22 protein-coding genes are annotated in these 19,875 nt (G+C 61.4%); 5 read left to right on the top strand and 17 right to left on the bottom strand.

Going from position 1 to position 19,875, the window contains the following annotated elements; translation table 11 throughout:
* Nucleotides 1-23 precede the first annotated feature (23 nt).
* The 3 genes from ccrA to FOY53_RS06940 form a co-directional block, all read right to left on the bottom strand.
* Nucleotides 24-1,310, bottom strand: coding sequence for a crotonyl-CoA carboxylase/reductase (ccrA, locus tag FOY53_RS06950; protein WP_146587087.1), 1,287 nt, complete (start codon nucleotides 1,308-1,310; stop codon nucleotides 24-26).
* 167 nt (nucleotides 1,311-1,477) lie between these two features.
* Nucleotides 1,478-2,824, bottom strand: coding sequence for a 1-acyl-sn-glycerol-3-phosphate acyltransferase (locus FOY53_RS06945; protein WP_146587085.1), 1,347 nt, complete (start codon nucleotides 2,822-2,824; stop codon nucleotides 1,478-1,480).
* A gap of 145 nt (nucleotides 2,825-2,969) precedes the next feature.
* The gene (locus FOY53_RS06940; protein ID WP_146587083.1) at nucleotides 2,970-3,404 is read right to left on the bottom strand and encodes a hypothetical protein; all 435 of its coding nucleotides are present in this window, start codon (nucleotides 3,402-3,404) and stop codon (nucleotides 2,970-2,972) included.
* A gap of 134 nt (nucleotides 3,405-3,538) precedes the next feature.
* Here FOY53_RS06940 and FOY53_RS06935 point away from each other — a divergent pair, with 134 nt between their 5' ends.
* From FOY53_RS06935 to deoD, 3 genes are all read left to right on the top strand, one after another.
* Complete coding sequence (locus FOY53_RS06935) at nucleotides 3,539-5,521, top strand: protein meaA (protein WP_146587081.1); 1,983 nt, start codon at nucleotides 3,539-3,541, stop codon at nucleotides 5,519-5,521.
* A gap of 151 nt (nucleotides 5,522-5,672) precedes the next feature.
* Nucleotides 5,673-5,981, top strand: a complete 309-nt coding sequence (locus FOY53_RS06930; protein ID WP_146587079.1) for an H-NS histone family protein — start codon at nucleotides 5,673-5,675, stop codon at nucleotides 5,979-5,981.
* Nucleotides 5,982-5,985: 4 nt separating this feature from the next.
* Complete coding sequence (gene deoD / locus FOY53_RS06925) at nucleotides 5,986-6,690, top strand: purine-nucleoside phosphorylase (protein WP_146587077.1); 705 nt, start codon at nucleotides 5,986-5,988, stop codon at nucleotides 6,688-6,690.
* A 30-nt stretch (nucleotides 6,691-6,720) separates the two neighbouring features.
* Here deoD and FOY53_RS06920 read toward each other — a convergent pair whose 3' ends face one another.
* The 12 genes from FOY53_RS06920 to FOY53_RS06865 form a co-directional block, all read right to left on the bottom strand.
* Nucleotides 6,721-7,560, bottom strand: a complete 840-nt coding sequence (locus tag FOY53_RS06920) for an urea carboxylase-associated family protein (protein ID WP_146587075.1) — start codon at nucleotides 7,558-7,560, stop codon at nucleotides 6,721-6,723.
* Between the two features lie 72 nt (nucleotides 7,561-7,632).
* Complete coding sequence (locus FOY53_RS06915; protein ID WP_146587073.1) at nucleotides 7,633-7,827, bottom strand: hypothetical protein; 195 nt, start codon at nucleotides 7,825-7,827, stop codon at nucleotides 7,633-7,635.
* Between the two features lie 285 nt (nucleotides 7,828-8,112).
* On the bottom strand, nucleotides 8,113-8,892 hold the full coding sequence (locus tag FOY53_RS06910; protein ID WP_146587071.1) for a succinate dehydrogenase iron-sulfur subunit: 780 nt from the start codon (nucleotides 8,890-8,892) through the stop codon (nucleotides 8,113-8,115).
* A gap of 34 nt (nucleotides 8,893-8,926) precedes the next feature.
* Complete coding sequence (locus FOY53_RS06905) at nucleotides 8,927-9,661, bottom strand: FkbM family methyltransferase (protein ID WP_146587069.1); 735 nt, start codon at nucleotides 9,659-9,661, stop codon at nucleotides 8,927-8,929.
* A 66-nt stretch (nucleotides 9,662-9,727) separates the two neighbouring features.
* Complete coding sequence (locus FOY53_RS06900; protein ID WP_146587212.1) at nucleotides 9,728-10,027, bottom strand: hypothetical protein; 300 nt, start codon at nucleotides 10,025-10,027, stop codon at nucleotides 9,728-9,730.
* Between the two features lie 436 nt (nucleotides 10,028-10,463).
* On the bottom strand, nucleotides 10,464-12,266 hold the full coding sequence (gene sdhA, locus FOY53_RS06895) for a succinate dehydrogenase flavoprotein subunit (RefSeq protein WP_146587067.1): 1,803 nt from the start codon (nucleotides 12,264-12,266) through the stop codon (nucleotides 10,464-10,466).
* A 20-nt stretch (nucleotides 12,267-12,286) separates the two neighbouring features.
* Nucleotides 12,287-12,658, bottom strand: coding sequence for a succinate dehydrogenase, hydrophobic membrane anchor protein (sdhD, locus tag FOY53_RS06890; protein ID WP_146587065.1), 372 nt, complete (start codon nucleotides 12,656-12,658; stop codon nucleotides 12,287-12,289).
* An 11-nt stretch (nucleotides 12,659-12,669) separates the two neighbouring features.
* Nucleotides 12,670-13,053: a succinate dehydrogenase, cytochrome b556 subunit gene (gene sdhC, locus FOY53_RS06885; RefSeq protein ID WP_146587064.1), complete on the bottom strand. Its 384-nt coding sequence runs from the start codon at nucleotides 13,051-13,053 to the stop codon at nucleotides 12,670-12,672.
* 356 nt (nucleotides 13,054-13,409) lie between these two features.
* On the bottom strand, nucleotides 13,410-14,453 hold the full coding sequence (locus FOY53_RS06880) for a MaoC family dehydratase (RefSeq protein ID WP_146587062.1): 1,044 nt from the start codon (nucleotides 14,451-14,453) through the stop codon (nucleotides 13,410-13,412).
* A complete protein-coding gene (locus FOY53_RS06875; RefSeq protein WP_146587060.1) occupies nucleotides 14,453-14,656 on the bottom strand; it encodes a DUF1737 domain-containing protein in 204 nt (67 codons plus the stop codon). The genes FOY53_RS06880 and FOY53_RS06875 overlap by 1 nt, the downstream gene beginning before the upstream one ends.
* A gap of 4 nt (nucleotides 14,657-14,660) precedes the next feature.
* On the bottom strand, nucleotides 14,661-15,206 hold the full coding sequence (locus FOY53_RS06870; protein WP_186766537.1) for an NnrU family protein: 546 nt from the start codon (nucleotides 15,204-15,206) through the stop codon (nucleotides 14,661-14,663).
* Between the two features lie 3 nt (nucleotides 15,207-15,209).
* On the bottom strand, nucleotides 15,210-16,067 hold the full coding sequence (locus FOY53_RS06865) for an HpcH/HpaI aldolase/citrate lyase family protein (protein ID WP_146587056.1): 858 nt from the start codon (nucleotides 16,065-16,067) through the stop codon (nucleotides 15,210-15,212).
* A gap of 268 nt (nucleotides 16,068-16,335) precedes the next feature.
* Here FOY53_RS06865 and FOY53_RS06860 point away from each other — a divergent pair, with 268 nt between their 5' ends.
* Complete coding sequence (locus FOY53_RS06860; RefSeq protein ID WP_372833383.1) at nucleotides 16,336-16,641, top strand: hypothetical protein; 306 nt, start codon at nucleotides 16,336-16,338, stop codon at nucleotides 16,639-16,641.
* A 79-nt stretch (nucleotides 16,642-16,720) separates the two neighbouring features.
* Here the strand turns inward: FOY53_RS06860 and FOY53_RS06855 are convergent, their stop codons facing one another.
* Nucleotides 16,721-17,476: a sulfite exporter TauE/SafE family protein gene (locus FOY53_RS06855; protein ID WP_246107315.1), complete on the bottom strand. Its 756-nt coding sequence runs from the start codon at nucleotides 17,474-17,476 to the stop codon at nucleotides 16,721-16,723.
* Nucleotides 17,477-17,635: 159 nt separating this feature from the next.
* Here FOY53_RS06855 and mdh point away from each other — a divergent pair, with 159 nt between their 5' ends.
* Nucleotides 17,636-18,598: a malate dehydrogenase gene (gene mdh / locus FOY53_RS06850; RefSeq protein ID WP_146587049.1), complete on the top strand. Its 963-nt coding sequence runs from the start codon at nucleotides 17,636-17,638 to the stop codon at nucleotides 18,596-18,598.
* An 89-nt stretch (nucleotides 18,599-18,687) separates the two neighbouring features.
* On the opposite strand, the gene FOY53_RS06845 is transcribed toward mdh, so the two are convergent.
* A complete protein-coding gene (locus FOY53_RS06845; RefSeq protein ID WP_146587047.1) occupies nucleotides 18,688-19,752 on the bottom strand; it encodes a glycosyltransferase family 2 protein in 1,065 nt (354 codons plus the stop codon).
* Between the last annotated feature and the right edge of the window lie 123 nt (nucleotides 19,753-19,875).

The raw sequence follows: 19,875 nt of genomic DNA, 5'->3' as shown, positions 1-19,875 counted from the left end.
TCAGGCCAAAGCGGGACCGTTTCTCAGCGGCGCGCTTCGAGTGCGTCCTCAAGTGTGCGCAAACCGGTGGTCGGGGCCTGCACCAGCACCGACATGTTGCCGGGCTTGTGTTCGTTGCGCAGCATCTTCATGTGTGCCTGCGGAATTTCATCCCAGGGAAAGACCTCGGACATGCAGGGGTCGAGGCGGCGCTCGATCATCAGCTTGTTGGCCGCGGAGGCCTGCTTGAGATTGGCAAAGTGCGAACCCTGCAACCGCTTCTGGTGCATCCACATGTAACGGACGTCAAAGGTGCAGTTGAACCCGGAGGTTCCGGCGCAGATCACCACCATGCCCCCCTTCTTGACCACAAGGGTCGAAACCGGGAATGTCGCTTCGCCGGGGTGTTCGAACACCATGTCGACGCTGACGCCCTTGCCCAGAATGTCCCAGATCGCCTTGCCGAACTTGCGGGCCTCTTTCAGCCATTCATTGTATTCCGGCGTGTTGACCGTAGGCAGCTGCCCCCAGCAATTGAAGTCCTTGCGATTGATCACGCCCTTGGCGCCCTGATCCATCACGAACTGACGCTTGCTTTCATCCGAAATCACGCCGATCGCATTGGCACCGGCGGTATTGGCCAGCTGGATCGCATAAGAGCCCAGTCCGCCCGACGCCCCCCAGACCAGCACGTTCTGTCCGGGTTTCAGTTCGTGCGGCTCGTGCCCGAACAGCATCCGGTAAGCGGTGGCGAGGGTCAGCGTGTAACAGGCCGCCTCTTCCCAGGTCAGATGCTTCGGGCGCGGCATCAGCTGCTGGGCCTGCACCTTGGTGAACTGCGAAAAGCTGCCGTCGCCGGTTTCATAGCCCCAGATCCGCTGGCTCGGAGAGTACATCGGATCACCGCCGTTGCAGTGCTCGTCGTCGCCGTCGTCCTGATTGCAGTGGATGACCACCTCGTCACCGACTTTCCAGCGCTTGACCTTGTCGCCCACCTTCCACACGATCCCGGAAGCATCCGAACCGGCGATGTGGAAATCCTGCTTGTGCACGTCGAAAGGACTGATCGGCACGCCAAGTCCGGCCCACACGCCGTTGTAGTTCACCCCGGCCGCCATCACCAGGACCAGCACTTCGTGGCTGTCGATATCCCAGGTATCCACCACTTCGATCTGGAACGACTTGTCCGGTTCGCCGTGGCGTTCGCGCCGGATCGCCCAGGAATACATCTTTTTGGGGACATACCCCATCGGCGGCATCTCACCCACTTCGTAGAGGTCTTTTTCAGGTGCATCGTAGGTGGCGATACCGGGGTTCGTGTCCAGAGCCATCAGGGCCTCCATCTAGAAAGTTAACGTTTCGCTTGTGCCGCAATGCAGAATCACGACGATTTCCCCGGAAATATCGCCGGTCACGCAACATTGCAACAACATTAAGATGTATTTTGTAACTTTATGACCGAGCGATTGCAGCAATCTGGCTGCGCCTGCAGAAACTGTCAGAACAGATGGCGCACCGAATTCGCATAGAAATCAAGGGCAGGACGTTGGTCCGGGGCAATTGAACAGATGCCGTCACGCTCCAGGATGATGCGGCGCGACAAAAGCGCGCTGATGCCGCTTTCGACCGCGCTGCTGTGATCATCGCCGGGCAGGTGCAGCGGCGGCAGGTCCGGGCCGTCCATCCGTTGCGCGACGTGCTGCATGATCTGCAAACGGGTCAACGGGCCGTGGTGCCCCAGAACATATGCAACCACCGGTACGGGCAGCGCCGGAACAACCGCCGCGATCCGTTGCATGACTTCGGCCGCCAGCGCATCGGCATCCGCCGCCAGGCCGGGATGCGCGCGCAATGACACCGGCGGGCCGAAATTGACAGCCGCGTACCCGAAACCGTCAAACCTGCCGGTCAGACGACGCCAGAAGGTCCGGATGGCAAATCCGGCGACGACGCTGATGCGTGCCCGGAAACGCCGTGTGCCCGCAGCACCTGCCGCCAACAGGATGCGATCCTCGAGCACCCGGTCGTAATTCAGCGCAACAGGCACAAACACCACATCGCGTTGCGACAGGTCGGCCCCTTCCAGGATGTACTTCAGCAGGCCCATCCGGGGCGGCGCGATCGCTCCGTCAAGGCTGAGACCGCCTTCGGGGAACAGGGCCTGCGCCACGCCGCCCTGTGTCGCCATCTGCACATAGCGCGCCAGCACCCGCCGATAGAGCGCGTTGCGGGATTTGCGGCGGATGAAATACGCCCCCATCGCCTTGATCAGAAAGGACAGCGGCCAGACCCGCGCCCATTCTCCCACCGCATAGGACAGTGCCGAGCGGTTGGCCGCGAGATATGTCACCAGAACATAATCCATGTTCGAACGGTGGTTCATCACAAAGACAACCGTGGCATCGCGGTCGACGGCGGCAAGCGCCGCTTCGTCCTGATAGCCGAGCCGGACACGGTACAGCGCGTTGCTGAAGATGCGGGCCAGACGGATGGCAACGCCATAATAGGCCGTCGCCGAAAACGATGGCACAATTTCGCGCGCGTACCGGCGCGCCTGTTCAAAGGCCACATCCTCGCGCACGCCGTATTCCCGGGCGTGTTCGACAATCGCCCGCGTCACCTCGGGATCATAACAAAGCCGCTGGATCATATCGCTGCGCCGGGCCAGCTTGAAGGGCTGTATCGGGCGTTCGAGCCGTTGGTTGAGCCGCGCGACCACACGTTCCGCGCGACGGCGCAGATACCAGCGAACAGAGGGAAACAGGAAGTGCGACGCCAGCGTCACAGCCGCAAACAGCAATATCAGGGTAAACAGCCAGACCGGCAGGGTGATCGTTGCACTCATATGGCCGAGGGTGCCAGCTGGCCTTCATCGCGGCAAGTGTCAGTCACCGGACCGGGGGCCGGACTGCGCAGGCAAACATAACCTTGTCACAGCCTGACTGGTGCGGGGGCGCCGCCGGAGCCAAGTCCGGACGGCGCCTTTCGGCTTATTTCTTCATTGCGAGGCAGTAGTACACGCCATCATTGTTCTGCAGCGCTTCGTAGTAGCCGCCGTTGGCGTTGGTACAGACCGGAGTGCCGGCCGGGAACGAGTCCTTGGTTGCGGTGCTGTCGCGCGCCGCGTTGACGGCGGCGGCTGTGCCCTTATAGGCAAGCTTGCCGGCACCGACCGCGCCTTTGACCACGGTTTTCGTGGCGAAAACGGTCGCATCCACGGTGTTGTCTGCAATATTTTCGGTCGAACAGGCAGACAGACCCAACCCGGCGACAAAGAGGACCGCAAGCGATTGACGAACAGAAATTCCCATCTCAGCATCCTTTACTCTAGTACGGTTACGATAACGGGCAGCAAATGGGTACGCCCCCCCAACTCTGGTAAGACCGCTGAAAAAATAATCGGCCCAGGTTGGAAACTGCGACATTTTTGTAACTCTGAAATCGCGCCGAGGATCAAAACGGCCGACATGCCGCAACGCAGCGAATTGACAGGGACATAATCTTTCGATTATTCACCCATTGACGCAACAAGATTTCCTGAATGATTCACGAGGGTCAGATGTCCGAGAGCACCACAGCGACCGAAGTCAAACGCGACAAACCTTGGCTGATCCGCACCTATGCGGGGCATTCGACAGCCAAGGCCTCGAATGCATTGTACCGTGGCAACCTTGCCAAAGGCCAGACCGGACTGTCCGTGGCTTTCGATCTTCCGACCCAGACCGGCTATGACAGCGACCATATCCTGGCGCGCGGCGAGGTCGGCAAGGTCGGTGTTCCGGTCTGCCATCTCGGGGACATGCGGGCCCTGTTTGATCAGATCCCGCTGGATCAGATGAACACGTCGATGACGATCAATGCGACCGCGCCCTGGCTGCTGTCGCTCTATATCGCGGTGGCAGAGGAACAAGGCGTCGATGTCGCCGGTCTGCAGGGCACGGTCCAGAATGATCTGATCAAGGAATACCTGTCGCGCGGCACCTATATCTGCCCGCCCAAGCCATCGCTGAAGATGATCGGCGACGTGGCGGAATATTGTTACACCCATGTTCCCAAATGGAACCCGATGAACGTGTGCTCGTACCACCTGCAAGAGGCAGGTGCGACGCCCGAGCAGGAACTTGCCTTTGCGCTGGCCACGGCGACCGCCGTTCTCGACGAACTCAAACCCCGGGTCGCGCCAGAGGACTTCCCGGCGCTGGCCGCACGGATTTCGTTTTTTGTGAACGCCGGAATCCGGTTTGTGACCGAGATGTGCAAGATGCGCGCCTTTGTCGATCTCTGGGACGAGTTGCTGCGCGAGCGCTATGGAATCGAGGAGGCCAAACACCGCAGGTTCCGATATGGCGTGCAGGTGAATTCCCTGGGCCTGACCGAACAGCAGCCCGAAAACAACGTCTACCGCATTCTGATCGAAATGCTGGCCGTGACCCTGTCGAAAAACGCCCGTGCCCGTGCGGTCCAATTGCCGGCCTGGAACGAGGCACTTGGCCTGCCCCGTCCCTGGGATCAGCAATGGTCGATGCGGATGCAGCAGATCATGGCCTACGAAACCGACCTGCTGGAATTCGACGACCTGTTTGACGGCAATCCCGCCGTCGACCGCAAGGTCGAGGCACTGAAAGACGGCGCCCGGGCGGAACTGGCAAACCTGGGGTCGATGGGCGGGGCGATCAACGCAATTGAGTACATGAAAGGCCGCCTGGTCGACAGCAATGCCGAACGTCTGGGCCGGATCGAGCGAAATGAAACCGTGGTCGTGGGGGTGAACCGATTCACCGGCACGGAACCTTCGCCCTTAATGGACGAGGATGGCGGCATCATGGTTGTCGATCCTGCGACCGAACAGGAACAGATCAGTCGCCTGCATGCATGGAAAGCGGAGCGGGACAACGCGGCTGTCGCGGTCGCTCTGGCGGGCCTGCGCGCGGCCGCCCAGGAAGGACGCAACGTCATGGAGCCGTCGATTGCCTGCGCCAGAGCTGGCGTCACCACCGGCGAATGGGCGGCCGAAATGCGGGCCGTCTATGGCGAATACCGCGGCCCCACGGGTGTATCGCGGGCCATTTCCAACAAGACCGAAGGGCTGGACGAGATCCGCAACGCCGTGAACGTGGTCAGTGACCGGCTGGGCAAACGGCTGCGGTTCCTTGTGGGCAAGCCGGGGCTGGATGGGCACTCGAATGGTGCAGAACAGATTGCGTTCCGGGCGCGGGACTGCGGGATGGAGATTGACTACGAAGGTATTCGGCTGACCCCGGAAGAGATTGTACGCGCTGCAGAAAACGGGGCGCATGTTGTCGGGCTCTCCATTCTTTCCGGCAGTCATATCCCTCTTGTCGAAGATCTGATGAAACGCATGAAGGAGGCTGGCCTGGGAAATATCCCTGTGATAGTCGGAGGCATTATTCCTGAGGACGACGCCAGAAGGCTGACGTCCATGGGAGTTGCAAAGGTGTACACGCCTAAAGATTTTGAGCTGAACACCATCATGAAGGATATCGTTACACTGGTCGATCCAAAGGCCCTGGCCGCCGAATAAACTTATCCCGGAGCTTGTTTGCATCCCCCGCCCGCTCACCTTTCAGGTGTGCGGGCTTTCGCCGTTGGAAAAAAAACGCGCCATTGACACAAAAAACAGTCTTGCGGATTTTTGATGTTTTCCAAATAAACAAGGACATACAGGAGGAAACATGCAAATAAACCTTGAAACACTCTCTAAAGACGAACTTAAAAAACTTAAAGGCGATGTCGACAAGGCTCTGAAGACCATTGATGCGCGCCGAAAGGCCGAAGCCAAGAAAGCGGCTGAACACGCGGCAAAGGAATACGGGTTCTCTCTGGACGAATTGCTTGGCGGAACTGTCAAGGGTTCCAAAAGCGCGCCGAAATATGCGAACCCCGCAGACCCGAGCCAGACCTGGACCGGTCGAGGCCGCAAACCCAATTGGGTGATTTCCGCTCTGGAAGCTGGCAAGTCAATGGACGAGCTCAAGATCTGAATCGATGTCAATTCACATAGGTTCGAAACCGGGGAAGATTGCGGAAACGGTTCTTCTGCCCGGCGATCCCTATCGCGCGCGATGGGCGGCCGAAACCTTTCTTGATGGAGCGGAATTGGTCAACGAGGTACGTGGCATGCTGGGTTATACCGGCATGTGGCGCGGCCACGCGGTGACAATTCAGGGTTCCGGAATGGGAATGCCGTCACTGTCGATTTATGCGAATGAACTGATCCGTGACTTCGGCGCAAAGACACTGATCCGCATCGGCTCCTGCGGCGGGATGCAGGACAGGGTCAAGATCCGCGACGTAATTGTCGCGATGACCGCCAGCACCCTGTCGACTCCGTCACGGGGCATTTTCAGGGAACTGAATTTTGCCCCCTGCGCCGATTGGCAGCTTCTGCGCGCTGCCGTGGCGGCCGCCGAGGCGCGTGGCGTTCCGACCCACGTCGGCGGAATCTATTCGGCGGATGTGTTCTATGACGAACGCCCGGACCTGAACGAACAGATGACCCGTCACGGCATTCTCGGAGTCGAGATGGAGGCGGCGGAACTCTATAATCTCGCCGCCCGTCATGGCGTGCGGGCCTTGGCGGTCCTGACGGTCTCTGACCATCTGATCACCCACGAGGCGTTGTCCTCGGAGGATCGCGAAAAAAGCTTTGGTGACATGGTCGAAATCGCATTGGAAGCTGCTTTCGCCTGACTCACGGAGGCTGCGGCGTCGCACCTCCTGTCACCCATGTGTGCGGCTGTATCCGTTCCGGGCGGGTGGGCGCCAGTCGGCCAGACTGTCCGGGTCGGGCTTCAGGATGTCCACCAACAGCGGGTGGCATGCGGCGCTGTCGCTGGAATGTTTCGCGGAACAGTCCCCACCCGGACAGGCGCTGAGCGCTCCCAGCAAGTCGATTTCGGCAAAAAATGTCAGATGGTCGCCCGGTCGCACCGGGCTGGCCTTCATGAAATACTGGCCGGTGTCGCGGGTAAAGCCGGTGCACATGAAAACGTTGAGAACGTCATGCACATGCGACTCGGCCTCGCTCAGCGTCACACCAAGCTGCGCGGCGACGGCGCGCGTCAGGTTGGAATGGCAGCAGTGATGGTACTGGTCGCCACTCAGCAGGTGGTGGGTGTAGGGATCACAGCGCGTTCCGATCACGTCGTGCACCGATCCGCCAAATGCATCCACGCCGTACCAGTCGAGGCTGTCCGCCAGAATTGTGGCCATCGGACGCAAGTGCGGCAAACAAGACCAGAGCCTGTCGCCGGTGCTGACATGGGTTCCGTGCAGCGCCCGTGTCTTGCCGGAATAAAACCGCTCTGACATATCATCGGCGTTCCAAAGGTTGAGGTCGCCGACCTGTGGACCCTCAATACTCTGGATCCGGAAAATATATCCGGCGGCGACCCTGAAGGTCGCGGCCTGCCGCGGCGGCACACGGACTTCCGAGACTTTGCGCGCAGTGTCCAGGATCCGCGCGTACATCGCCATATCCGGCGATGGCAAGGTGTCGGTCGGATAACAGATCACCGGGGCAATGGCGCGGCGGGCATCGGCATCATCGGGCGGGGTCATGGCGTTTCTCCTTTGGCACATCTGAAATCGCAGACCGCGAAATGACAAGTCCATGGCGCCGCCGAGATCCAATCAGCCATTGCTTGCCCGAAGGCATGCTTTGGGAGGCTTGCCAATCACGCCAGAGACACTGGCACCGCAATGGACGCAGGAATAAGTCACATAACCATCGTGGCGTGCCTCGCGCCAGCGACACAGGCGGGTCTTTCGGTTGGAAAACACCGCAATCAATAGAAATGCGACTATCAGCCCGACAATCACAATCATGGCACGCTCCGTTCTGTCGTTTCATGCTGCCGGACCTGCGCCGCGCCGCCTCGTTCATGCGTCGGCGCCGTCGGTGTTTGCAGTTCCAGCGGTCTGGTCATGTCTCAGCCACCTGTCCGGCGATCTGCCTTGTTGCTCACGACATAGTCACGCAGACCCGCGAGACCAAGCCGTCGCGGCGCATCTGCGCCATGCAGGCGCGTCACGACCAAAGGAAAAGGGCCGCTCGAAAGCGACCCCCGGGTTCGTGCGAAGGTGACCAGGAGTGGCCCCTGCGATCATCGCTCAGACAGCGCGTTCCACCATCAGCTTCTTGATCTCGGCAATCGCCTTTGCCGGGTTCAGACCTTTCGGGCATGTCTTGGCGCAGTTCATGATTGTGTGGCAGCGATACAGCTTGAAGGGATCCTCAAGCTCGTCGAGACGCTCGCCCGTTGCCTCGTCCCGGCTGTCGATGATCCAGCGATAGGCATGCAAAAGCGCTGCGGGGCCCAGGTATCTGTCGCCATTCCACCAGTAACTCGGGCAGGACGTCGAACAGCAGGCGCACATCACGCATTCGTAAAGCCCGTCCAGCTTTTCGCGGCTTTCGATGCTTTGCTTCCATTCCTTTGCCGGGCGGTTGGTCTTGGTCTCGAGCCAGGGCATGATGCTGGCGTGCTGGGCGTAGAAATGGGTGAGGTCGGGGATCAGATCCTTGACCACCGGCATGTGCGGCAGCGGATAGATCGCAACATCGCCCTTCACCTCGTCCATGCCGTAGATGCAGGCCAGAGTGTTGATGCCGCCAATGTTCATTGCGCAGCTGCCGCAGATCCCTTCGCGGCAGGAGCGGCGGAAGGTCAGCGTCGGGTCGATCTCGTTCTTGATCTTGATCAGCGCGTCGAGAATCATCGGACCGCAGGTGTCCATGTCGACAAAGTAGGTGTCGACCTGCGGGTTCTTGCCGTCATCCGGGTTCCAGCGATAGATCTTGAACTTGCGAACGTTGCTGGCCCCTTCCGGCTTGGGCCAGGTCTTGCCTGTCTGAATCCGTGAATTTTTGGGCAGTGTGAGTTCAACCATGGCAATACTCCTCAGTCGGTCTTTGCCGTTTGTATCAGGTGCGGTCGGTCGCGTCAGAGCCGTTCCAGCGGGTGAATAGCGCGTCAATGTGGCGGGCAGAGGTGGCGGCGCCGGATCCGCTCACCGCCAGAACGTCACGCATTTCCAGCCCCGCCTGCGCAAGCAAGGCGATGGCAGCCGAGGGAGGCGCCACTTCCTCGAAACGGTGTGACAGCGACAGTTCGAGCACGACAAAGTCGCAGCGTGGCAGTATGGACGTGGCGCCACGCAGGATGTTTGCTTCTGCGCCCTCGGTATCGATTTTGAGACCGATCCGGCCCGGTCGGTCGGCCAGCAACCTGTCGAGCGTTGTGACGGGGACAGTCCGGGTCTGCCAGCTGTCGATTTTGGCCAGGTGTTCGTCAGACCGGTTCAGCAGGCTGGCCATGTTGCCGCGCACCGCCTCGCCCCGCAGCGGGATGTTGAGCTGCGCCTCACCCGGCGCGTCGCCAAGCGCGGTTTCAACGAACTCGGACTGCATCGTGGGATACAGACGCGCCACGTCCTCGCGACACTCGTGCATAGGGTCAACCAGCAGGAAGGCGCTGTCCGGGAAAGCACCGTACAGCCAGGGCGTGCCGCGTCCGACCCCCACATCGACCACCAGATCCGGGACTGGCACAAGCTGTGCGAAGGCGCGGGCCTGCATGCGGTCCGGCATGACATGGGAGCCACCGCGCGTCAGCGCTCGGGCCATCCGGCGGTGCAGGCTGCGGCGCAGGTCGATCACGGCGTCGGTTCCTGCTTCAGCCGCAACGGGAGGCGGCGACGGGAAAGCGTGGTGTTCATGATACTCCTATCGCAACAGCGCGGGCAGCCCCTCGGCCGCCAGGCAGGTCAGAGTTTCGGGTTTCTGAATGATGCCGGAGACGATCTGAAAGGTCGATTCCGTTGGTCCGGTGACGGAATCTGCCGCCAGCGCCAATATCTGCTGGGAACTGGCATTGTCGATCACACAGTTCACCGCCGGTTGCAGGGGTACCCCCGGCAGACGCTGCGCCAGAACCTTGCTTGTGGTGGACCGTGCCGCCGCGCGGGCGATTTCGTCCTGGGCTTGCGCGTTGCAACCGGCCAGCGTCACCGCCAGAATCACCATGGTCACAAGATGGCGCGCAGGCGGGCAAGTGGTCAATTTTGCGGGCAATACAGTGTCCCCCGATACAGGAATGGTGCGTCCGGCGGGCAACCGTAGGCCACTGGCGCCACAGGCGCTGTCCGGCGTATCACCGCTGCCGGTGCCGGGCGCACGTGGTGCGCGGCCAGGCGCGACTGAGCACAGGCATTGATCTCGGCAGCGGCGACCGGGGTAATATATCCGGCTGGCAGAACCCGCGGCACAGCACCTGCGCCGCTGGCTTTTTCAAAACCCGTGGTGATCCTGATCTGCGCCGCACCATAACCCAGATCCTTCCGGCACTGAAGGATAACTGCCCGATGGTCGTCGGCAGTGTACGTGCCGGTCATGCCGTAAGAACCGGCATTGGCGGCTGCGGCTGTCAGGAACACCGCCAAACATATCAAACCCGTCCGCATCAGAAGGTTCTTTCCTTGGGCGCAATCCGCTTCAACGCGATGCCGCCCTCGGCCTCGGTGCTGAGCGGGTCGGTGATGACAGGACGATGCGACAGGGTGACCGTTGCCCCCTCGATCCGGCTGATCGTGTGCACGCGCCAGTTTTCGTCGTCCCGCGTGGCGTGATCCTCGTGCGCATGGGCCCCCCGGCTTTCCTTGCGGGCCTCTGCGCCGACGATCGTGGCCAGCGCGTTGGGCATGAGGTTGGTCAGCTCCAGCGTTTCCATAAGGTCCGAGTTCCACACAAGACTGCGGTCGGTGACTTTGAGATCGCCCATCTTGCCCGCGATCACGGTCATTTCCTTTACACCATGCGACAGGGTTGCGGATTCCCGGAACACCGCAGCGTCACGCTGCATGGTCTTCTGCATCTCCAGGCGCAGATCGGCGGTAGGAATGGCGCCGGTGGCGTGGCGCAATCCGTCAAAGCGGTCAAACGCCTTGTCGACCGAAGCGGTGTTGGTCGTCGGCACAGCCGAGTCGCGGTCGACGACCTTGCCTGCGCGGATCGCGGCGGCGCGGCCAAACACCACGAGGTCGATCAGCGAATTGGAACCGAGACGGTTGGCGCCGTGCACCGAGGCGCAGCCCGCTTCGCCCACGGCCATCAGGCCGGGCACGACCGCATTGGCGTCACCCGCTGTCGGATTGAGAACTTCGCCCCAATAGTTCGTCGGGATGCCGCCCATGTTGTAGTGCACAGTCGGGATCACCGGGATCGGTTCCTTGGTCACGTCGACGCCGGCAAAGATGCGGGCGGATTCCGAAATGCCGGGCAGGCGCAGGTTCAGTGCCTCTTTTGGCAGATGCGAGAGGTTGAGGTGGATGTGGTCGGACTCGGCGCCGACGCCCCTGCCCTCGCGGATCTCCAGCGTCATGCAGCGGCTGACATAGTCGCGCGGCGCGAGATCCTTGTAGTTGGGCGCGTAGCGTTCCATGAACCGCTCGCCCTCGGAGTTGGTGAGATAGCCGCCCTCGCCGCGCGCGCCCTCGGTGATCAGACAGCCTGCGCCGTAGATGCCGGTGGGGTGGAACTGCACGAACTCCATGTCCTGAAGCGGCAGACCCGCGCGGGCCACCATGCCGCCGCCGTCACCGGTGCAGGTGTGTGCGGAGGTGGCGGAGAAATAGGCACGCCCATAGCCGCCGGTAGCCAGAACAACCATCTTGGCGTTGAAGACGTGCATCGTGCCGTCATCCAGCTTCCAGCAGACCACACCGGTGCAGACACCGTCGGTCATGATCAGGTCGATGGCGAAGTATTCGATGTAGAATTCCGCGTTGTTCTTCAGGCTCTGGCCATAAAGCGTGTGCAGGATTGCGTGGCCGGTGCGGTCGGCGGCGGCGCAGGTGCGCTGCACCGCGGGGCCTTCGCCGAACTCGGTGGTGTGGCCGCCAAAGGGACGCTGGTAGATCTTGCCCTCTTCGGTGCGCGAAAACGGCACGCCGTAGTGTTCCAGCTCGTAAACCGCCTTGGGCGCTTCGCGGGCGAGATATTCCATCGCGTCGGTATCACCGAGCCAGTCCGAGCCCTTGACCGTGTCGTACATGTGCCATTGCCAATGGTCGGGCCCCATGTTGGACAGCGACGCGGCGATGCCGCCCTGGGCGGCGACGGTGTGGGACCGGGTCGGAAAGACCTTGGTCACGCAGGCGGTGCGCAGACCCTGTTCGGCCATGCCCAGAGTTGCGCGCAGGCCCGCGCCGCCGGCCCCGACCACAACCACGTCATAGTCGTGCGTCTCGTATTCGTATGCAGCCATTTATCTGTTGCTCCGGTAAGTCAAAGGGCCAGCTTGGCGATGGCAAAAAGGCCCGTCGCCGCGGCACCATAAGAGAGGCAGGTCATGCCGATGATGAGAACCTTTTCCATCGGACCGTGAACATAATCCTCGATCAGGGTCTGGAAGCCGCTGTTGAAGTGCTTGAACGACACAACAATGGTCAAGGCGGCGACAATCGCCGGAAACGGGCGCGCGAAATAGGCGGTGACTTCTTCGTAAGGGGCACCGAGGATGCCGCCGAAGGTGAAGATGAACAGCGGGATCAGGATCAGCAGCGCCACGGCCGAGACGGTCATGAACCAGAAATGCTGCGTGCCGGATTTTGCAGAGCCCCAGCCCACGGCGCGCTTGCGGTCGGTCAGAAAAGCCATGGTGTGCTCCTTCAGAGAATGATGACGGTGATCAGGGTCAGCAGGACGGAGCCGCCGATCACGGCGTAGCCCATCTTGTACGCGGTATCGAGGTCGAGCCCGATGGCCTGATCCCAGATCAGGTGCCGCACACCGGCGAGGGTATGATACCAAAGCGCCCAGAGCGACAGGAACAGGACCAGATCGCCGAACCAGCTTGTCAGGACCGCATTGGCGGTGGCGAAATAGTCGGGCGACGTTGCCGCCGCGAGCAGCCACCAGACGATCATCAGCATCCCGACGATCAGCGCGTTGCCCGTGATCCGGGTCAGGATCGACGTCATCGAAGTCAATTGCGGTGCGTAGATGGTGAGATGCGGAGAGAGCGGGCGGTTGCCCCGGTTCACGTCGGCCATGCCTAGTCCTTTCGGTTCCCTTGGGTACGTTTCTAACTCTTTTTGCGGCTGTGTCACGGTATGCGAGCCCAAAGGACGGCGGTTTTTTTCCCAAATGCTGCAAATGCGAGATCTTTTGTGATCACGCTTTAAAAGGTGTGATCACATCTTTGGCGCTAACGCGAATCTGCAATGTAAACCGATCGCTGCCGCGATTCTCTGGTGCCGGGCAGCTGAAATCCGGGCGACTCACCCTCGGCAGGACCACCTGCATGCGCGCCAAGGGCCCCGGGCCCCATCCGAAATCCGCATGGGGCGGGCCTGTGCCGGTGTCTATTTTGGGGGCGCAAGGGGGCGCCTCACCGGGCGCCCCGGAATCACATGGGCATCAGGGCCCAGTAGTCCAGATCCAGCAGCACATGCGGAAGATATTTGCCGTTGTCGCCACGCAGCGCAAACGGCGCCCCGCCCTTGGTCGCAACCAGTCTGAGACGGATTGCGCCGACGCCAGGGGCCGATGTTTCGGCGGTGTCCAGAACCTCGGACCAGGCGCGGACCGTGTCACCGGCAAAACACGGGTTTGCGTGGCTGCCCGCGTTCAGCCCGACAATCATCTGGGCATTGGCAAGCCCGTTGAACGACAGTGTCCGCGCCATCGAAATCACGTGACCGCCGTAGATCAGCCGCGAGCCGTCGTCGCGCATGGTGCCGTCGAAATGGGTTTTCGACGTGTTCTGCCACAGGCGCGTGGCCATCATGTGTTCGGCTTCTTCAATCGTGACGCCATCGACGTGGTCGATGGTCTCGCCCACCTGATAATCGGCCAGTCGGTGCGGCTCTCCGGCCAGCGTCGTGTCGTACCGGCTGAAATCCAGCCCCTCCGGGACAACCAGATCGCCCGGATCCAGAACACTGGCAAGGTCCGGCACCACGGTTTCCGGTGCTGCGGACTCCGGGTCCCGCTTCTTGACCATGACCCAACGGACATATTCCATCACCACGTCGTCGTGCTGGTTCAGACCGCGCGAGCGGACCCAGACGACGCCGGTCTGCCCGTTCGAGTTCTGCTTGAGCCCGATCACCTCGGACTGCGCGCGCAAAGTGTCGCCGGGCCAGACCGGCTTTAGCCATTTGCCCTCGGCGTAGCCCAGATTGGCCCGGGCGTTCAGCGACACGTCCGGCACGGTTTTGCCAAAGACCACATGAAATGCGGCGAGGTCGTCCAGCGGACTGGCAGCAAGGCCGCAGGACTGCGCGAAGGCATCCGAAGAATACAGCGCATGCCGGGCCGGATAGAGTGCATGATATAGCGCGCGCTCCCCCGTGCCGACGGTGCGCGGCACGGCATGGTCGATCACCTGCCCGATAGTGTAATCTTCAAAAAACCGGCCTGCGTTGGTCTTCTGAACCGCCTTCGCCATCACTGCTCTCCCAACTTCATGTCCGGGACATAAGTCCCTGGCGTGTCCTTGGTGACGGCCTGGCCGCAGCGCATCACACCATTCGCGGCGTCAAAGGCGTAGGTGGGGGCGCCGTGCAGCTCCCACCCCTTGTTCAGGGCCGCCGTGACCTTGTGGCAAAAGGCGGATGTGTCGTCTTCGCTGAGAAATCTGTACAGTTTCATGTCTTTACCCCGGGAACGGCCAGACGCCGAGCCATGTGTGGATGGCAGTGATCACCGCAAACATCACCAGGGTAATCACCACCAGAACGATGTCTTTCTTCGCCGGACCCGGCTCGGGCCGCTGCCACGGTTCGGCGCGATTGATCAGCACGATTTCTGAGATTGCCCAGATCAGCATTGTGCCAAACAGCAGGATCGAAGCGAAATCTCCGTTGACCAGAAGATGCGCGACAGCCCAGATGCTGACGGCTGTCAGCTGCGGGTGGCGCATCTTGCCGCGCAGCCGACCTGTGGTCGCGCCCATCCCGAAGGCAAAAACCGCAGCCAGCATAAGCAGGTTGTTGATGTGCACGAAAAACCCGGGCGGCGTCCAGACGTCGATGAAGGGTGCCGCGCGGTAGCCAAGAATGATCATCACCAGCCCGGCAAGGATCAGGATGGCGACCAGCCCCCGCCCCGACTTGCCAAGATCGGCACGTCGCTTGGGCGACAATCTCTTGAAGACATGTGCGCCCACCCAAAGGAGAAGGCCGAAGACGAGAAAGGGCATGATTTACTCCGCTGCAATACGTTCGATTGCCTGGGCTTTTGCCAGAACGTCCTGTGCCGTGGCAACGTGAAGGTTTTCGACGATCCGTCCATCGACAACGGCAATGCCGAGCCCGTCCGCCTGGGCCGCATTGAACGCGGCGATGTGCCGCCGGGCAAGTGCCAGTTCCTCTTCGCTTGGGGCGAAGGCCGCATTCGCCACTTCGATCTGCGCCGGATGGATCAGCGATTTTCCATCGAAGCCCATGTCGCGGCCCTGGTCGGCTTCGGCCCGCAGACCGGCGTCATCCTTGAAGGCATTGTAGACGCCGTCGATGATCACGATGCCTTCGGCCTTTGCTGCCAGCAGACACAGCCCGAGCGCAGGCATCATCGCGGTACGCCCCGCATCCGCACGGCTGTTGAGTTCGCGGGCCAGATCGTTGGTTCCCATGACAAAGCCGCGCAATTTCGGATGGGCGGCGATGGCGGCGGCGTTCAACATGCCACGCGGGGTCTCCATCATCGCCCAGAGGTCAAGGTCTCCGGTGATGTCGGCAAGCGCATCGAGCTGGTCCGGGCCGTCCACCTTGGGCAGAAGAACCGCATCGCAGGCCATTTTGGCCACCGCCGCCGCATCGTCGAGGCCCCATTGGGTATCAAGCCCGTTGATCCGGACGATCTTCATCCGATGACCATAGCCCCCCTCGGCGAGCGCAACGGCCAGAGTTTCGCGGGCGCGCACCTTTTCATCAGGTGACACCGCGTCCTCGAGGTCAAAGATGATCGCATCGACAGGAAGTTTGCGCGCCTTGTCCAACGCGCGCTCTTTCGAGGCCGGAATATAGAGAACGGAACGGTAAGGGCGGGCGCGCATGTCCATGGGAATCTCCTGGCGGAATTTTATTGCGTGGTTTGGGCCATTTTTTTGCAAAAAGATCAAGCATAAAATCGCTGCGATGCAGCATAGGGCTGCTTTGGTCGAAGGGTGCGCCGCGTTAACCATTGGTTCAACAGCTGTAAGGCATCCTTGCAAGACCGGACCGCCTGCACCGGCACTGCACGCTTTCCGGAACCTGGGACATCATCGGTCGGGCCCGGCGAACCACCTGCGGCACCGCCTTGATCCGAAAGGATAGTTAATGAAACATATGCTCCTGACACTGTTGAATGCCACGTTTCTGACGGCCTGGCCTGCAGGCCCAGCCGTTTCGCAGCCTGCCAATTGCGCGCCACGGGCCAATGTCGTCGACCGGCTGGCATCAAAATTCGGCGAAACCCGGCAGTCGATGGGCCTGGGCACCAACAACTCGGTGATCGAGGTCTTTGCGTCGGACGAAACCGGCACCTGGACCATCACTGTCACCCGAACCGACGGCATCAGTTGCCTTGTGGCCAGCGGGCAGGCGTTCGAAGCCTTTGCCGACGCCCTGCCCCCTGTGGGCAACGACGCCTGAAAATTCCCGGAGGCGCCGCCGACTTTGTCTCGCCGGGAATGTTTCCTTCCCGGAAGTGGAACTCGGCGAGAGATTGCGCTCAGCTCAGCGCGTCCCAGATCAACTTGATGCTGGTTACGGTCAGCAAGACATAGGTCAGCCCGAAGTACAGCCGATCCGGAACCAGCGCATGCGCCCGGACGCCAAGCCAGGTTCCGAGGATGGCGACAGGCGCCAGAACCAGATCAAACGTCAGTGTCTGCAGGGTGAAGATACCCATAAAGGCGTAAAAAGCCGATTTGAACAGATTCACCGCCCAGAACACCAGAACTGTGGTGGCCTGGTAGGTGGTCTTGGGCAACCGCTGTCCCAACAGATAAACCGCAGCGGCCGGTCCGCCGGCGTGGCTGACGAAACTGGTGAACCCGAGGACGCCGCCAGCCACCAGTCCGGTTCCGTCGCCAAAGCGGCGCTGCGCAAGCTGAAGCAGCCCTGCCTTCTGCATCATCTGCCAGACCACAAAGGCGATTCCGATCAGACCGATCAGGAAGCGGATCACATCGGGATCTGCCATCCGGTAGAAGACCGCCCCCAGCAGCGTTCCCGGCACCGCCCCGAGCAGCAGAATGCGGGCATCGGGCCAGTGCCATTTTTTCCAGTAGGCCGGAAGGCTTGCCATGTCGATCAGCATCAGCAGCGGCAGCATGATGCCCAGGGCCTGCCCCGGATCCAGCATGATCGCCAGAATCGACGCGCTGGCAAAGGCCGCACCGGATCCGAACCCGGCTTTGGAAATGCCCGCAAAAAGCACAGCCGGGATGGCAACCGCCAGATTCGAAGGGGTCAGAAGGTCCAATTGAGAGCTCCTCAAAATGCTTTGTCCGCTTAGGCTTATCCGTTGGATCGGCAATGGAACAGCCCTGCTGTACGACAGCGCCGCGGTGCAGCGCACTTGCGCGGGGCGGCGCAAAGTTCTAGCCATGCCGGAAATTCCAACGGAGCGGAGACAGCATCCATGGCCAGACCGAAGATCGCCCTTATCGGCGCAGGACAGATCGGGGGCACGCTTGCCCACCTTGCAGCCATCAAGGAACTTGGCGACATCATCCTGTTCGACATCGCCGAGGGCACGCCGCAGGGCAAAGCGCTCGACATCGCGGAATCGGGCCCCTCGGAAGGTTTTGACGCCAGCCTCAAGGGCGCCAACGACTATGCCGACATTGCTGGCGCCGACGTCTGCATCGTCACCGCCGGCGTGCCGCGCAAGCCGGGCATGAGCCGTGACGATCTGCTGGGCATCAACCTCAAGGTGATGAAATCCGTGGGCGAAGGCATTGCCGCCAACGCGCCGGACGCCTTTGTGATCTGTATCACCAATCCGCTGGATGCGATGGTCTGGGCACTGCAGCAGTTCTCGGGCCTGCCCGCGCACAAGGTCTGCGGCATGGCCGGCGTTCTGGATTCGGCACGCTTCCGCCACTTCCTGAGCCTCGAGTTCAATGTGTCGATGAAGGACGTCACCGCGTTTGTCCTCGGGGGACACGGCGACACCATGGTGCCGCTCACACGCTATTCCACCGTGGCCGGCATCCCGCTGCCCGATCTGGTGCAGATGGGCTGGACCACGCAGGAAAAGCTGGACGCCATCGTGCAGCGCACCCGCGACGGTGGCGCCGAGATCGTTGGCCTGCTGAAGACCGGTTCGGCGTTCTACGCACCTGCAACCAGCGCCATCGAAATGGCCGAGGCCTATCTCAAGGATCAAAAGCGCCTGCTGCCCTGCGCCGCCTATTGTGACGGCGAATTCGGGCTCAAGGGGTTCTACGTCGGTGTGCCGACGATCATCGGCGCCGGCGGCATCGAAAAGATCGTCGACATCAAGATGACCAAGGACGAGCAGGCAATGTTCGACAATTCGGTCAATGCCGTGAAAGGCCTGGTCGAAGCCTGCAAGGGTATCGACGGCTCGCTGGCCTGATCCACAAGACCTACGGGTCCGTGTGGCAGAACCTGCACGGGCCCGTCCTTACAACGATGAAAAAGCCCTGCGACCGGCTTCGGTCGCTCTCAGCGCGCAGCGGGTACATCCCGCATCAGCCCGCTCAGGCTTGATGCGCCCTCGTAGTACCGGCTGTGGGCTGCGCGCGGCGATCTGTCCAGCCCGCCGCTTTCCAGCAATTTGCGATAATACCGGCTGCCGCCGGCGTGCTGGCCGCGACCGACAATGTATTCGATCCCGGCCCGGCCCCGGGTAAAGGGAAAATGCAGCAGGGCGGCAACGCTTTCCGACATCACCAGACGCCGGTCAACCTTGTGGCCATTGAACATCATGCCGCTCTGCCACCGGATAAGGCCGATCTTGGTCGCGTTCAGGGCCGGCGCAAAAAGCCCGCGCGTCAACTGCCGTGCCAGCAACCGCATCGGCAGTTCGCCCGCGCCCGGGTTGACCCGCTGGTCCATGCGCAGGTAGCGCTCGATCAGCCAGTGTTGCAGCGCATTCGCCTTCAGGTCGCTGAGAAAGAACAGGCGGTCACGGGCACCGCCATTGAACCGCACCGGTGGGGTCGGTCTGTCGCGTGATTGCGCCGCCGAGATCGGGCGCATGAAATAGCCCAGCGGATAGGCGCCATGCCCGTCGAAATACGGGAATCTCCGGGACAGGCTCGGGCCCTCGTCCGGGTCGTGCAGGTGATCGCTGAGCGGCATGTCGCCGTACATGTCGATCATCAGCGCGGCGACCGCCTCGGCGCCTTCGGCCTCGATCGCGGCGATGTACTGTTCGAGACTTTTGCCGGGCATCCCGGGCCAGACGAAGTGTTCGTCAATATCCGGTGCCATGCACCATCGGCCGGCGCCGTAATGATCCAGCAGCCCGGATTTCCAGATCGCCCTCTCTTTCAGGAACTCCGCGCCCGCGACCGGCTGAAACAGGGTCACATCGGGTTGCGCGGCCAAATATTCGCGGCTGCCGTCGGTGGAATGGTCGTCGACGATCAGAAACGATGCCGTGCAGGACGCCCGGTAATGCGCCAGAAAGTCCGGCAGGATGTTGCGCTCGTTGTGCGCCAGTGCGACCACGGGAATCGCAGTCGGGTTATGCTTGTCGTCACTGATCCGGGTGATACGCTGCATGTCTGAATGTCCTTACCGGGTGCAGCGTCTGGTCTAGCCTTGCCGACAGGGGCTGGCAACCAGCGCGGCGACGGCTGACGAATCTTGCAAAAGCGCATTATTTGGACTGGCCAGCCAAGTTCC

It is taken from the genome of Puniceibacterium confluentis, from assembly GCF_007923445.1.
GTDB lineage: Bacteria > Pseudomonadota > Alphaproteobacteria > Rhodobacterales > Rhodobacteraceae > Puniceibacterium > Puniceibacterium confluentis.
The sequence above is the reverse complement of the archived record's forward strand: the minus strand, read 5'-3'. Positions and strand labels throughout refer to the sequence as shown.

What these genes read in the sequence shown, in the direction of transcription:
- ccrA (WP_146587087.1), bottom strand. Translation starts at nt 1,310, where the DNA reads ATGGCTCTGGACACGAACCCCGGTATCGCCACCTACGATGCACCTGAA.
- FOY53_RS06945 (WP_146587085.1), bottom strand. Translation starts at nt 2,824, where the DNA reads ATGAGTGCAACGATCACCCTGCCGGTCTGGCTGTTTACCCTGATATTG.
- FOY53_RS06940 (WP_146587083.1), bottom strand. Translation starts at nt 3,404, where the DNA reads ATGTCGCAGTTTCCAACCTGGGCCGATTATTTTTTCAGCGGTCTTACC.
- FOY53_RS06935 (WP_146587081.1), top strand. Translation starts at nt 3,539, where the DNA reads ATGTCCGAGAGCACCACAGCGACCGAAGTCAAACGCGACAAACCTTGG.
- FOY53_RS06930 (WP_146587079.1), top strand. Translation starts at nt 5,673, where the DNA reads ATGCAAATAAACCTTGAAACACTCTCTAAAGACGAACTTAAAAAACTT.
- deoD (WP_146587077.1), top strand. Translation starts at nt 5,986, where the DNA reads ATGTCAATTCACATAGGTTCGAAACCGGGGAAGATTGCGGAAACGGTT.
- FOY53_RS06920 (WP_146587075.1), bottom strand. Translation starts at nt 7,560, where the DNA reads ATGACCCCGCCCGATGATGCCGATGCCCGCCGCGCCATTGCCCCGGTG.
- FOY53_RS06915 (WP_146587073.1), bottom strand. Translation starts at nt 7,827, where the DNA reads ATGATTGTGATTGTCGGGCTGATAGTCGCATTTCTATTGATTGCGGTG.
- FOY53_RS06910 (WP_146587071.1), bottom strand. Translation starts at nt 8,892, where the DNA reads ATGGTTGAACTCACACTGCCCAAAAATTCACGGATTCAGACAGGCAAG.
- FOY53_RS06900 (WP_146587212.1), bottom strand. Translation starts at nt 10,027, where the DNA reads ATGGTGATTCTGGCGGTGACGCTGGCCGGTTGCAACGCGCAAGCCCAG.
- sdhA (WP_146587067.1), bottom strand. Translation starts at nt 12,266, where the DNA reads ATGGCTGCATACGAATACGAGACGCACGACTATGACGTGGTTGTGGTC.
- sdhD (WP_146587065.1), bottom strand. Translation starts at nt 12,658, where the DNA reads ATGGCTTTTCTGACCGACCGCAAGCGCGCCGTGGGCTGGGGCTCTGCA.
- sdhC (WP_146587064.1), bottom strand. Translation starts at nt 13,053, where the DNA reads ATGGCCGACGTGAACCGGGGCAACCGCCCGCTCTCTCCGCATCTCACC.
- FOY53_RS06880 (WP_146587062.1), bottom strand. Translation starts at nt 14,453, where the DNA reads ATGGCGAAGGCGGTTCAGAAGACCAACGCAGGCCGGTTTTTTGAAGAT.
- FOY53_RS06875 (WP_146587060.1), bottom strand. Translation starts at nt 14,656, where the DNA reads ATGAAACTGTACAGATTTCTCAGCGAAGACGACACATCCGCCTTTTGC.
- FOY53_RS06870 (WP_186766537.1), bottom strand. Translation starts at nt 15,206, where the DNA reads ATGCCCTTTCTCGTCTTCGGCCTTCTCCTTTGGGTGGGCGCACATGTC.
- FOY53_RS06865 (WP_146587056.1), bottom strand. Translation starts at nt 16,067, where the DNA reads ATGGACATGCGCGCCCGCCCTTACCGTTCCGTTCTCTATATTCCGGCC.
- FOY53_RS06860 (WP_372833383.1), top strand. Translation starts at nt 16,336, where the DNA reads ATGCTCCTGACACTGTTGAATGCCACGTTTCTGACGGCCTGGCCTGCA.
- mdh (WP_146587049.1), top strand. Translation starts at nt 17,636, where the DNA reads ATGGCCAGACCGAAGATCGCCCTTATCGGCGCAGGACAGATCGGGGGC.
- FOY53_RS06845 (WP_146587047.1), bottom strand. Translation starts at nt 19,752, where the DNA reads ATGCAGCGTATCACCCGGATCAGTGACGACAAGCATAACCCGACTGCG.